Source organism: Pseudomonas abietaniphila (genome assembly GCF_900100795.1).
Taxonomy (GTDB): domain Bacteria; phylum Pseudomonadota; class Gammaproteobacteria; order Pseudomonadales; family Pseudomonadaceae; genus Aquipseudomonas; species Aquipseudomonas abietaniphila.
The window spans coordinates 268,859-281,200 of the sequence record NZ_FNCO01000008.1 but is presented as its reverse complement, the minus strand read 5'-3'; the positions used below and the strand labels follow the sequence as shown (position 1 = coordinate 281,200).

Below are 12,342 nucleotides of genomic sequence, written 5' to 3'. Positions count from 1 at the left end.
GCTTACTTGCCTTCCTGTTCGTTGTCGACGATTCGGTATTCAGCGCTGCGTGCGTGAGCCGTCAGCGACTCGCCTCGCGCCAGCACCGAAGCGGTCTTGCCGAGCTCGGACGCACCCTGCTCGGAGCAGAAAATGATCGAGGATCGTTTCTGGAAGTCATAGACACCCAACGGCGAGGAGAAACGCGCCGTGCCCGACGTCGGCAGCACGTGGTTCGGGCCCGCGCAGTAGTCGCCCAGGGCTTCGGAGGTGTGACGGCCCATGAAGATAGCCCCTGCGTGACGAATCTGCGGCAGCCAGGCTTCAGGGTCCGCGACCGACAGTTCCAGGTGTTCCGGGGCAATGCGGTTGGCGACTTCGATGGCCTGAGTCATGTCCGCCACTTTGATCAGCGCGCCGCGACCGTTGATCGAGGTATTGATGATCTCGGCACGCTCCATGGTCGGCATCAACCTGGCAATGCTCGCCGCGACTTTGTCGAGGAACTCGGCATCGGGGCTGACCAGAATCGCCTGGGCGTCTTCGTCGTGCTCGGCCTGGGAGAACAGGTCCATGGCGATCCAGTCCGGGTCGGTCTGGCCGTCGCACACCACTAGGATTTCCGAAGGACCGGCAATCATGTCGATACCGACCTGACCAAACACGTGGCGCTTGGCGGTGGCGACATAGATGTTGCCCGGCCCGACGACCTTGTCGACCTGCGGAACGCTTTCAGTGCCGTAGGCCAGCGCGGCAACGGCCTGAGCGCCACCGATGGTGAACACGCGGTCAACCCCGGCGATACAGGCGGCGGCCAGCACCAGTTCGTTGATCTCACCGCGCGGCGTCGGCACGACCATGACGACTTCGCCCACGCCCGCCACCTTGGCCGGGATCGCGTTCATCAAAACGGATGACGGGTACGACGCCTTTCCGCCCGGCACGTACAAACCGGCGCGGTCCAGAGGCGTCACTTTTTGGCCGAGCACGGTGCCGTCGGCTTCGGTGTAGCTCCAGGAGTCCTGCTTTTGTCGTTCGTGGTAGCTGCGTACGCGGTCGGCGGCTTTTTCCAGCGCCTGACGCTGCGCCGGGGTGATGCGGGTCAGTGCCAGTTCGAGACGCTCACGCGGCAGAATCAGCTCCGCCATCGACGCCACCTGCAGACCGTCGAAGCGCTGGGTGTACTCCACCAACGCTGCATCGCCGCGCTCACGCACGTTCTTGATGATATCCAGCACACGCTGATTGACCGAGTCGTCAGACACACTTTCCCAGCTCAGCAGATGAGCCAGATGTCGTGCGAAATCCGGGTCAGCAGCGTTGAGTCGGCGAATGGTGTTGGAAGTGGTCATAGCGTGGGCCTCAATGATTGGCGTTTTCTCAGATGCCTGGAAAGCAGGGAGCCTAAGCTACCAAGCCATCCGCGTAGGCACCTGAGAAATTTGGCTATGACACGGATAGCTGAGCGCGACATTGTTCAATATCGCGCGAAACAGTCAACCGCGGTGTCGCGACTCCACGGCTGTGCGCAGAGTGTCGATCAGCGACTGGATGCGGGCGTGCTGCATCTTCATCGATGCCTTGTTCACGACGAGGCGCGAGCTGATGTGAGCGATCATTTCCTGTGGCTCGAGGCCGTTGGCACGCAGCGTATTGCCGGTGTCGACGACATCGATGATCTTGTCGGCCAGACCCACCAGCGGCGCGAGCTCCATGGAGCCGTACAGCTTGATGATGTCGACCTGACGGCCCTGCTCGGCGTAATAACGCTTGGCAACGTTGACGAACTTGGTGGCCACACGCAGCCGGCCTTTAGGCTCGGCGGCACCGACGGCGCCCGCCGTCATCAGCTTGCACTTGGCAATCTGCAGGTCCAGCGGCTCGTACAAGCCTTGGCCGCCGTACTCCATCAGGACATCTTTGCCCGCAACGCCAAGGTCTGCCGCGCCATGCTCGACGTAGGTCGGAACATCGGTCGCCCGTACGATCAGCAGGCGAACATCGTCCTGGGTCGTCGGAATGATCAACTTGCGGCTCTTGTCCGGATTCTCGGTCGGCACGATGCCCGCTGCGGCGAGAAGCGGCAAGGTGTCGTCAAGGATTCGGCCCTTGGACAGTGCGATGGTCAACATGGGAAACGTCAGTCCTTATCAGCAAGCGCGTGTCGGGTCGCAATCGGCGCCCGACAACCTTTGAGTCGATACGTCAGGACTCAAAGTGAAACGAATCAAAAGGTCATGCCTTCAATCAGCTGCCTCGCCGTCTGCGCCAGCGCGGCACAGACAGCGAAACGCTCAGGACTGCTAGCCTGGTACGCGACGGATCTTCGCGCCCAGCATCTGCAGTTTTTCTTCGATGCACTCGTAACCACGGTCGATGTGGTAGATACGGTCGATCAGTGTGTCACCTTCAGCGATCAGCGCCGAAATCACCAGACTGGCCGACGCGCGCAGGTCGGTCGCCATGACAGGCGCGCCTTTGAGCTTCGCGCAGCCAGTCACGATTGCAGTGTTGCCTTCGACCTGAATCTGCGCGCCCATGCGGTGCATTTCATACACGTGCATGAAGCGGTTTTCGAAGATGGTTTCGATCACAGCGCCAGTGCCTTCGGCAATGGCATTGAGCGAAATGAACTGGGCTTGCATGTCGGTCGGGAACGCCGGGTACGGCGCGGTGCGCACGTTGACCGCTTTAGGACGCTTGCCGTGCATGTTCAGCTCGATCCAGTCGTCACCGGTGGTGATTTCTGCACCGGCTTCGCGCAGTTTCTCCAGCACAGCTTCCAGAATCGTCGGATCGGTGTCCTTGACCTTGACGCGGCCACCGGTGGCCGCAGCGGCCACCAGGTAAGTACCGGTTTCGATACGGTCAGGCATGACGCGGTAGGTCGCCGAACCCAGACGCTTGACGCCATCAATGGTGATGGTGTCGGTACCGGCGCCGGACACTTTCGCACCCATGGCGTTGAGGAAGTTCGCCAGATCGACGACTTCTGGCTCACGCGCGGCGTTCTGCAGGACGCTGCGACCGTTTGCCAACGCGGCAGCCATCATGATGTTTTCAGTACCGGTCACACTGACGGTATCGAAGAAGAAGTGCGCACCGCGCAAGCCGCCTTCAGGCGCCTTGGCTTTGATATAGCCGCCTTCGACGTCAATGATCGCGCCCATGGCTTCAAGGCCACGGATGTGCAGGTCGACAGGACGCGAACCGATGGCACAACCGCCAGGCAGCGCCACTTCGGCCTCACCAAAACGGGCAACCATAGGGCCCAGCACCAGGATCGACGCACGCATGGTTTTCACCAGTTCGTACGGCGCGACCAGGGTCTTGATGGTACGAGGATCGATTTCGACACTGAGTTTCTCGTCGATGATCGGTTCGATGCCCATGCGACCGAACAGCTCGATCATGGTGGTGATGTCATGCAGGTGCGGCAGATTGGCGACAGTCACGGGACCGTCAGCCAGCAACGTGGCTGCGAGAATCGGCAGGGCAGAGTTCTTCGCCCCGGAAATGCGGATTTCGCCATCAAGACGAATGCCGCCAGTAATAATCAGTTTGTCCATTAGAATCTCGACGCCAATTTGGCTCAGGTGCGCTCGGCCCATGCAGCGCGGCTGAAAAATTTCATGGTGACCGCATGGATGCTGCCATCGGCGATCCATGGGTTCAAATGCGTGTAGATCTGCTGCTGGCGCTTGACCGGACTTAGTGTAGCCAGTTCGTCGCTGATCACGTTCAGCTGGAAGTTGCAGCCTTCGCCTTCAACTTCGACCTGGATTTCTGGCAGCTTACCTTCAAGGAAGCTTTTAACTTCTACGGCCTGCATGCTTAACCTCAATCGGCGCCCTACGCGCGCGGGTCGGCCATCATACAAAAAAGCCCTCTCGTTGCGAACCCTACTTTATAGGAGCCGGACGAGGGGCTTGATCGAAGATGGCAATCAATGTTGTTCGAACAGTTCGGTCAGACCGGATACCTGTGCAATTTCTCGCATGTCCTCGGGCAGCGCGCGAACGCTGACCGATTTGCCGGCCGCCTGGGCATCGCGCATGAACCCCAGCAACAGGGCCAGGCCCACGCTGCTGGATTTTTCGACTGCCGAGCAATCGAGCACCAAAGCCGAGGCATCACTGGCCTTGATCAGCTCGGCGCCCTGCTCACGCAGTGCAGGTCCGGTACGATAATCCAGCACGCCAAACAGCTTCAGTTCGCCGCCGCCGACTGCGGTGATGCACGCGTCACTCATTTAACGACCTTGTCGGGCGAGTTTTCGGTAGCGTCCTTGGCTTTGGCGACTTCACCGGCCCAACCATCAATGGTCTTGTCCAGGTTGTTGCCGTTGCGCTGCATGGCGTCGGTGAACTGATCGCGGAACAGCTTGCCAATGTTGATCCCGTTAATGATCACATTGCGTACCTTCCACTCGTTATTGATGGTCACAAGGGTGTAGGAAACGGGGTAGACCGCTCCGTTATTGCCCTTGACCGACATGTCGACGGAGGTGCGATCAGCGCCCTCTTCCTTGGCCGGGGCAACGGTAATGCCCTGGTTGTTGTACTCAAGCAGCGCGTTGCCATAGAACTGAATCAGGCTGCGCTTGAAATTCTCTTCGAAACGTTGCATCTGCGCAGGCGAAGCATTACGCGAGTACTTCACGGTCATGATGCTTTTGGAAATACCTTCAGCATCGATCACAGGACCGACGATGCCGTTCAAAGCGTCGTAAAACGCCTGCGGATCGGTTTTGTACTTGTCTTTGTTGGCAGCAAGGTCCGCCAGCAGTTGCTTGGTGGTGCGGTCAACCAGGTCATGAGCGGAGGATGCAGGCGCTGCATTGGCGAACAGTGGCAGAGCAGCCAGCAGCACCAGCAAACCACGGCGCAGAATCGAGATCATGAAAAAACTCCTCATTTGGCGTCTTTACCCACGGAATTGAGCAGGAATTTACCGATCAGGTCCTCAAGTACCAACGACGACTGGGTGTCATGAATTGTGCCGCCATCCTTCAACAACTGGTCATCACCACCGACGCTGATGCCGACGTATTTTTCGCCCAGCAAGCCTGCGGTGAGAATAGAAGCCGTGGAATCGGATGGCAGATTATTCACCCGTTTGTCCACTTCCATGGTCACCCGCCCCATGAAGGTATCGTGGTCCAGATCGATTGCAGTGACCTTGCCGATGGTCACACCGGCCATGGTCACCTTCGCTCTGACAGTCAAACCGGCGATATTGTCGAAATTTGCATAAAGTTTATAGCTGTCGTTGGTCGCGCTGGCGCTCAGACCGCTGACCCGCAGGGCGAGCAAGAGCAAAGCCAGGATCCCGGCCAGCAGGAACAGGCCGACACCGGTTTCGAGGGAGCGGTTTTGCATCAGAAGTCTCCAAACATCAAGGCGGTCAAAATAAAGTCCAGGCCCAATACGGCCAAAGAGGCATACACCACGGTCTTGGTCGTGGCGCGACTGATCCCTTCTGAAGTGGGCTCGCAGTCATAGCCTTGAAACACGGCAATCCAGGTGACGACAAAAGCGAAAACGACGCTCTTGATGACACCATTGATGACATCGTTTGGAAAGGACACGCTGTTTTGCATGTTGGCCCAGAAAGAACCTTCATAGACGCCAAGCCAGTCAACCGCCACCCACGATCCACCCCAGATACCCACCACGCTGAAGATGATCGCCAGCACCGGCAGCGAGATAAAGCCGGCCCACAGCCTTGGGGCAACGATGTATTTCAGCGGGTCGACACCAATCATTTCCAGGCTGGACAACTGCTCAGTGGACTTCATGTTGCCGATTTCAGCGGTCAAGGCAGAACCTGCGCGCCCTGCGAACAGCAAGGCAGTGACGACCGGCCCCAATTCGCGCAACAGCGTAAGGGCAACCATTTGCCCGACGGCTTGTTCAGAACCGTACTTGGCGAGGATGCTGAACCCTTGAAGGGCCAGAACCATTCCGATGAACACACCGGAAACGACGATGATCGCCAGCGACATGACGCCCACTGAATAAAGCTGACGCACCAACAACTGGAAGCCGCCACCGATTCCGCCTCGCCCCAGCAAGGCATGAACCAGAAAAATCCCCGAACGTCCCAGTACCGCAACAATATCGATCGCGGAGCGCCCCATCAGGCGAACACGATCCATCAATGACTTTCTGCGCATCAGCGCTTCCCCAAAAGATCTTCGCGATAATCCGGTGCCGGATAGTGAAAAGGCACGGGGCCGTCTGGATCCCCCGTCATGAACTGACGAATGCGCGGATTATCCGACTGCATCAATTCCTGCGGTGTCCCCTGCCCCAGCACCTGACCGTCACCCACCACATACAAGTAGTCGGCAATGCTGGCGGTTTCCGCCAGGTCATGGGAAACGACAACGCTGGTGATACCCAGTGCGTCGTTGAGCAGACGGATCAGCCGAACCAGCACACCCATCGCGATCGGGTCTTGCCCCACGAAGGGTTCGTCGTACATGAGAATCTGCGGATCGAGCGCAATCGCTCGCGCCAGCGCTACACGGCGTTTCATGCCGCCGGACAGTTCATCCGGCATCAATTCGACAGCGCCACGCAAACCCACCGCCTGCAATTTGAGCAGGACGATGTCGCGAATCATGTCTTCAGGCAGTTTGGTATGGACACGCAGCGGGAACGCCACGTTTTCGAAAACGTCGAGATCAGTAAACAGCGCACCGCTCTGAAACAGGACACCCATCTGCTTGCGAGCATCGAAAAGATCACTGCGCGACAGCTCGGGCAGGTTTTGGCCATTGACCCAAACCTCACCGCTACTGGGGCGCAACTGTGCTCCCATCAGGCGCAGCAGGGTGGTTTTACCACTGCCTGACGGCCCCATGATGCCGGTGACTTTGCCCCGGGGGATGCGGATGTCGACATTATTGAAGATGCTGCGCGTACCGCGTTTGAAGGACAAACCCTTCAATTCGACCGCGTAGGCGTTATCGGCACTCATCTAAACTCCTTGCGATGCAGCCTGTCTCTCTCAGATGCCGCGTCCTTGACGAACGACACACTGTCTGGAGGGGCCGAACAAGCGGCGAACTATAACACCGCTCTCCGATGCCGCCAAAGCTCGCGCACGGCAAGTCGTGATAACTCCGTTATATTTCGCAAAGAACGGAAAATTCCTGCACAGCTTACGGCCTGTTTTGGGCAACGCCTGAAGGACGGCCCCGTCAACAAACACAGCGCTATAAACAAACTGCTGCGATGAAGCGTGAGGGTTTTCAACATTGCCGTTATAATCCCCGCCTTTTCACCAGACTGACCCTATTTTCGACATGACCAATGCCCGCGACCTGATTCAATCCGCTCAGTGCACCATCCGCCTTGAAATAGAGGCCGTCGAAGGCCTGCTCGCGCATATCGATGCAGATTTCGTCCGTGCCTGCGAAATGATTCTGGAAAGCCAGGGCCGCGTGGTCGTGGTCGGCATGGGCAAATCAGGACACATCGGCAAAAAGATCGCCGCGACGCTGGCCAGTACGGGCACCCCTGCGTTCTTCGTTCATCCAGCCGAAGCCAGCCATGGCGACATGGGCATGATCACCAGCGCCGACATCATCCTGGCGCTGTCCAATTCGGGCACTACCTCAGAGATCGTGACCCTGCTGCCCCTGATCAAACGCCTGGGCATCAAACTGATCAGCCTGACCGGCAATCCCGAATCCACGCTGGCGAAGGCCGCGGACGTCAGGCTCAATGCCCGTGTGGAAAAAGAAGCCTGCCCGTTGAACCTTGCGCCGACGTCGTCGACGACCGCAGCCTTGGTCATGGGCGATGCCCTGGCGGTTGCGTTGCTCGATGCGCGCGGCTTCACCGCCGAAGACTTTGCGTTCTCCCACCCAGGTGGTGCACTGGGCCGTCGCCTCCTGCTGAAAGTCGAGCATGTGATGCATACGCAAGCCGAACTGCCTCAGGTTGCTCGCGGCACACCGCTGCGCGACTCGCTGATGGAAATGACCCGCAAGGGCCTGGGCATGACCGCCATCGTCGAACCCGACGGTCGCCTCGCCGGGATCTTCACTGACGGTGATTTGCGCCGCACGCTGGACCGTGATGTCGATCTGCGCCAGGCCGTTATCGATGAAGTGATGACCGTGCACGGCAAGACCGTTCGCCCGGAGATGCTCGCCGCCGAGGCGTTGAAAATCATGGAAGACAACAAGATCGGCGCACTGATCGTGGTCGACGAGAACGATCGCCCCATCGGCGCGTTCAACCTTCAAGACCTTCTGCGCGCGGGAGTGATGTAAATGAGCGTCGATATGAATGAACTGATGCAGCGCGGCAAACACATCAAACTGGCGGTCTTCGACGTCGACGGTGTACTCACAGATGGCCGACTGTACTTCCTGGAAGATGGCAGCGAGTTCAAGACATTCAACACACTGGATGGTCAGGGCATCAAAATGCTGATCAACTCCGGTGTCGTCACGGCAATCATCAGCGGACGGAAAACCCCGGTCGTTGAGCGCCGCGCCAAAAACCTGGGCATCGCGCACCTGTACCAGGGACGTGAAGACAAACTGGTGGTACTCGACGAACTCCTCCAGCAACTGCATCTAAGCTATGAGCAGGTCGCCTACCTCGGCGACGATTTGCCTGATCTTCCGGTCATCCGCCGGGTAGGCTTGGGCATGGCCGTCGCCAACGCGGCCGGGTTTGTCCGTCAACATGCGCACGGCACCACACAAGCCAAAGGCGGCGAAGGTGCCGCGCGAGAATTCTGCGAGCTGATCCTGAGCGCTCAGGGCAATCTCGAAGCGGCACACGCCGCCTACTTATAGAAGTGCATTTATGCTGAGCAAACGATTTCGTACGTTTTTGATCTTCGGTGTGCTGGCACTGCTGCTTGCAGCGGCTGGCTACTGGAACATCAGCCCTGAAAGTTTCATGGACCAGCCCAAGGCTGCCGTGGACGAAAGCGCCATCGACTACTATGCGATGAACGCGCACAGCATTCAGTACCTGCCCGATGGCTCGATGCAATACGATATGACCGCTGACAAGGTCGAACACCTGAAGGCCACCGACGTCACCCTGATGACGACCCCGGTCCTGCAGATGTTTCGCGGATCGGAGTTCCCGTGGCATGTTCAGAGCGTGCGCGCCGAAGTGTCGCCGGGCGGGGATCACGTCGAGCTGATCGACAAGGTTCGCATCAATCGCACCGACGAAAAGAACCGAACCACCATCATCACCAGCACACGCATGACTGTCTTCCCCCAGAAGCAATATGCGGAAACCGCGCAACCCGTTAGAATCGACGGCTTTAACGGCGTGAGCACGGGTACGGGTATGAAAGCCTATCTAAAAGAAAGCAGGATACACCTGCTATCGAACGCAAGAGGACAGTATGAGGCTCCTTAAAACCCTCCCTATTTTGCTCGGTCTGGGCGCAGCACTGGGAAGCGTGAGCGCCTGGGCTCTGCCGAACGATCAGGATCAGCCTATCCGCATTCAGGCCGACGACGCCCAGCTGGACGACAAGCAAGGCATCGCCACCTATACCGGTAACGTGATCATCACCCAAGGGTCGATGAAGGTGACCGGCAACACCGTGACCATGACCCGTACGCCTGCAGGCGACATCGACGTCGTGACCTCGGTGGGCAACCTGGCCTACTTCGAGCAGTTGCAGACGGCCGGTGACACCAAACCCGTTCAGGGCTGGGGCGTCACTATTCAGTACCACGCGCCGCAAAACCGCATCGTGCTGATCGACAAGGCCAAGGTGATCGACAAGGACAGCAACGTGACGCAGGGCGAGAAAATCGTCTACGACACCGTCCGCAAACTGGCGAGTGCCGGCCGAGCCACAGGCAGCAAAGTCACCGAATCGCGCCCTCGTGTCGACATGGTGATTCAGCCGAAAAAGAAAACCGACCAGCAGAAGGCCCAGTAATGGCAACGCTGAAAGCCCAACACCTGGCCAAGGCTTACAAAAGCCGCCAGGTCGTGCGAGACGTCAGCCTGTCCATCGACAGCGGCCAGATCGTCGGTCTTCTGGGCCCTAACGGTGCAGGCAAGACCACATGCTTCTACATGATCGTGGGCCTCGTTCAGGCCGATCAGGGGCGCGTGCTGATCGACGACCAGGACGTCAGCCACCAACCGATGCACGGCCGCGCCCGCGCCGGTATCGGCTATTTGCCGCAAGAAGCCTCGATCTTCCGCAAGCTGTCGGTGTCGGACAACATCATGGCCATCCTTGAGACCCGCAAGGAGCTTGATCGCGCCGGACGTCGCAAAGAACTGGAGAGCCTGCTCCAGGAATTCCATATCACGCACATCCGCGACAACCTGGGCATGAGCCTGTCCGGTGGTGAGCGTCGTCGTGTGGAAATCGCCCGCGCACTGGCCACCGCGCCGAAGTTCATCCTGCTCGATGAACCCTTTGCCGGGGTCGACCCGATCTCCGTGGGTGACATCAAGCAGATCATCTACCATCTCAAGGCCAAGGGTATCGGCGTTCTGATCACCGACCACAACGTCCGCGAGACCCTCGACATCTGCGAAACGGCCTACATCGTTAACGATGGGCAACTGATCGCGGAAGGCGATGCTGAAACCATCCTGGCCAACCAGTTGGTCAAAGAAGTGTATCTCGGCCACGAGTTCCGCCTGTAACCGGACGATGACAAGGGGTTGGCCGGCGACCGCAGTGTGCGCCTGACCGCCAACCTCGTTTTAATTGTCATCACACCCTAGGCAAACACTCCGGTTTCAGGCATATAATTTGCTTAAGTTGGCGCCCAGGCGCCCCAGTAGTGGATGGCGCGCATGTGCGCCGGCGAATAAGGTGTTAAGTCTCTGCCATGAAACCTTCGCTAGTCTTGAGAATGGGCCAGCAGCTGACGATGACGCCGCAGCTGCAACAGGCCATCCGCTTACTCCAACTGTCGACGCTGGATCTCCAACAGGAAATTCAGGAGGCACTGGAGTCCAACCCTATGCTCGAGCGCCAGGAAGAAGGCGACGACTTCGATAACGTCGACCCCATGGCCGACAACATCGAGCAAAAGCCCAACCCGGACGTTCAGGAACCGACTTATCAGGAATCCGCACCCACCGTCGACAACCTGGAAGACGGCGAATGGAGCGAGCGCATTCCCAACGAACTGCCTGTCGATACCGCCTGGGAAGACGTTTACCAGACCAGCGCCAGCAGCCTGCCCAGCAACGATGACGACGAATGGGATTTCACCACGCGCACGTCCGTCGGTGAGAGTCTGCAAAGCCATCTGCTCTGGCAGTTGAACCTGGCGCCGATGTCCGACACCGATCGCCTGATCGCTGTCACGCTGATTGATTGCATCAACAACCAAGGCTATCTCGACGAGTCCCTCGAGGAACTGCTGGACGCTTTTGATCCAGAGCTCGATATCGAACTGGACGAGATCGAGGCCGTCCTGCACCGCATTCAGCAATTCGAACCTGCCGGCATTGGTGCTCGCAACCTCAGCGAATGCCTGTTGCTGCAACTGCGTCAGTTACCGGCGAAGACCAAATGGCTCGCGGAAGCTCAACGCCTGGTCAGTGATTACATTGACCTGTTGGGCAGCCGTGACTACGCGCAACTGATGCGCCGCATGAAGCTCAAGGAAGATGATCTGCGCCAGGTCATCGAACTGGTGCAAAGCCTGAACCCGCGTCCAGGGTCCCAGATCGAGTCCACCGAAGCGGAATACGTCGTTCCCGATGTGATCGTGCGCAAGGACAACGAACGCTGGCTGGTCGAGCTCAATCAGGAAGCCGTTCCGCGCCTGCGGGTCAATCCGCAGTACGCTGGCTTTGTGCGTCGTGCCGACACGAGCGCCGACAACACCTTCATGCGCAACCAGTTGCAGGAAGCGCGCTGGTTCATCAAAAGCCTGCAGAGCCGTAACGAAACCCTGATGAAGGTTGCGACCCAGATCGTGGAACATCAGCGTGGTTTCCTTGAGTACGGTGACGAGGCGATGAAACCGCTGGTATTGCACGACATCGCCGAGGCGGTCGGCATGCACGAATCGACGATCTCGCGCGTGACCACGCAAAAGTTCATGCATACCCCGCGCGGTATCTACGAACTGAAATACTTCTTTTCCAGCCACGTCAGCACCTCTGAAGGCGGCGAATGCTCGTCTACCGCCATCCGCGCGATCATCAAAAAACTGGTTGCCGCGGAAAATCAGAAAAAGCCGTTGAGTGACAGCAAGATCGCTGGTTTACTGGAGGCACAAGGCATTCAAGTGGCCCGTCGCACCGTCGCCAAATACCGCGAGTCTCTAGGGATAGCGCCTTCCAGCGAACGCAAGCGATTGATGTAAGGGTCACAGGCCAC

At 58.5% G+C, this 12,342-nt stretch carries 15 protein-coding genes; 6 read left to right on the top strand and 9 right to left on the bottom strand.

Going from position 1 to position 12,342, the window contains the following annotated elements; all coding sequences use genetic code 11:
- Window positions 1-2: 2 nt before the first annotated feature.
- The 9 genes from hisD to BLS87_RS17410 form a co-directional block, all read right to left on the bottom strand.
- Window positions 3-1,331, bottom strand: a complete 1,329-nt coding sequence (hisD, locus tag BLS87_RS17450) for a histidinol dehydrogenase (RefSeq protein WP_074753871.1) — start codon at window positions 1,329-1,331, stop codon at window positions 3-5.
- A 144-nt stretch (window positions 1,332-1,475) separates the two neighbouring features.
- On the bottom strand, window positions 1,476-2,111 hold the full coding sequence (gene hisG, locus BLS87_RS17445) for an ATP phosphoribosyltransferase (RefSeq protein WP_074753869.1): 636 nt from the start codon (window positions 2,109-2,111) through the stop codon (window positions 1,476-1,478).
- A gap of 171 nt (window positions 2,112-2,282) precedes the next feature.
- On the bottom strand, window positions 2,283-3,548 hold the full coding sequence (murA, locus tag BLS87_RS17440) for a UDP-N-acetylglucosamine 1-carboxyvinyltransferase (RefSeq protein ID WP_074753963.1): 1,266 nt from the start codon (window positions 3,546-3,548) through the stop codon (window positions 2,283-2,285).
- A 23-nt stretch (window positions 3,549-3,571) separates the two neighbouring features.
- On the bottom strand, window positions 3,572-3,811 hold the full coding sequence (locus BLS87_RS17435; protein WP_062384295.1) for a BolA family protein: 240 nt from the start codon (window positions 3,809-3,811) through the stop codon (window positions 3,572-3,574).
- A 114-nt stretch (window positions 3,812-3,925) separates the two neighbouring features.
- Window positions 3,926-4,231, bottom strand: coding sequence for an STAS domain-containing protein (locus BLS87_RS17430; protein ID WP_074753867.1), 306 nt, complete (start codon window positions 4,229-4,231; stop codon window positions 3,926-3,928).
- On the bottom strand, window positions 4,228-4,881 hold the full coding sequence (locus BLS87_RS17425; RefSeq protein ID WP_074753865.1) for an MlaC/ttg2D family ABC transporter substrate-binding protein: 654 nt from the start codon (window positions 4,879-4,881) through the stop codon (window positions 4,228-4,230). Before BLS87_RS17425 ends, BLS87_RS17430 begins: the two co-directional genes overlap by 4 nt.
- A gap of 11 nt (window positions 4,882-4,892) precedes the next feature.
- The gene (gene mlaD, locus BLS87_RS17420; RefSeq protein ID WP_074753864.1) at window positions 4,893-5,360 is read right to left on the bottom strand and encodes an outer membrane lipid asymmetry maintenance protein MlaD; all 468 of its coding nucleotides are present in this window, start codon (window positions 5,358-5,360) and stop codon (window positions 4,893-4,895) included.
- The gene (mlaE, locus tag BLS87_RS17415; protein WP_074753863.1) at window positions 5,360-6,157 is read right to left on the bottom strand and encodes a lipid asymmetry maintenance ABC transporter permease subunit MlaE; all 798 of its coding nucleotides are present in this window, start codon (window positions 6,155-6,157) and stop codon (window positions 5,360-5,362) included. Before mlaE ends, mlaD begins: the two co-directional genes overlap by 1 nt.
- Window positions 6,157-6,966, bottom strand: a complete 810-nt coding sequence (locus BLS87_RS17410) for an ATP-binding cassette domain-containing protein (protein WP_074753861.1) — start codon at window positions 6,964-6,966, stop codon at window positions 6,157-6,159. Before BLS87_RS17410 ends, mlaE begins: the two co-directional genes overlap by 1 nt.
- A 328-nt stretch (window positions 6,967-7,294) precedes the next feature.
- Here BLS87_RS17410 and BLS87_RS17405 point away from each other — a divergent pair, with 328 nt between their 5' ends.
- The 6 genes from BLS87_RS17405 (at window position 7,295) to BLS87_RS17380 (ending at window position 12,328) form a co-directional block, all read left to right on the top strand.
- Complete coding sequence (locus BLS87_RS17405; RefSeq protein WP_074753859.1) at window positions 7,295-8,269, top strand: KpsF/GutQ family sugar-phosphate isomerase; 975 nt, start codon at window positions 7,295-7,297, stop codon at window positions 8,267-8,269.
- Entirely contained in the window at window positions 8,270-8,803 is a 534-nt protein-coding gene (locus tag BLS87_RS17400) for a KdsC family phosphatase (RefSeq protein WP_074753857.1), read from the top strand.
- A gap of 10 nt (window positions 8,804-8,813) precedes the next feature.
- A complete protein-coding gene (gene lptC / locus BLS87_RS17395; RefSeq protein ID WP_074753855.1) occupies window positions 8,814-9,386 on the top strand; it encodes an LPS export ABC transporter periplasmic protein LptC in 573 nt (190 codons plus the stop codon).
- Window positions 9,373-9,921: a lipopolysaccharide transport periplasmic protein LptA gene (gene lptA, locus BLS87_RS17390; protein ID WP_074753853.1), complete on the top strand. Its 549-nt coding sequence runs from the start codon at window positions 9,373-9,375 to the stop codon at window positions 9,919-9,921. The genes lptC and lptA overlap by 14 nt, the downstream gene beginning before the upstream one ends.
- The gene (lptB, locus tag BLS87_RS17385; protein ID WP_074753851.1) at window positions 9,921-10,646 is read left to right on the top strand and encodes an LPS export ABC transporter ATP-binding protein; all 726 of its coding nucleotides are present in this window, start codon (window positions 9,921-9,923) and stop codon (window positions 10,644-10,646) included. Before lptA ends, lptB begins: the two co-directional genes overlap by 1 nt.
- Before the next feature lie 188 nt (window positions 10,647-10,834).
- A complete protein-coding gene (locus tag BLS87_RS17380) occupies window positions 10,835-12,328 on the top strand; it encodes an RNA polymerase factor sigma-54 (protein WP_074753849.1) in 1,494 nt (497 codons plus the stop codon).
- Window positions 12,329-12,342: the final 14 nt, after the last annotated feature.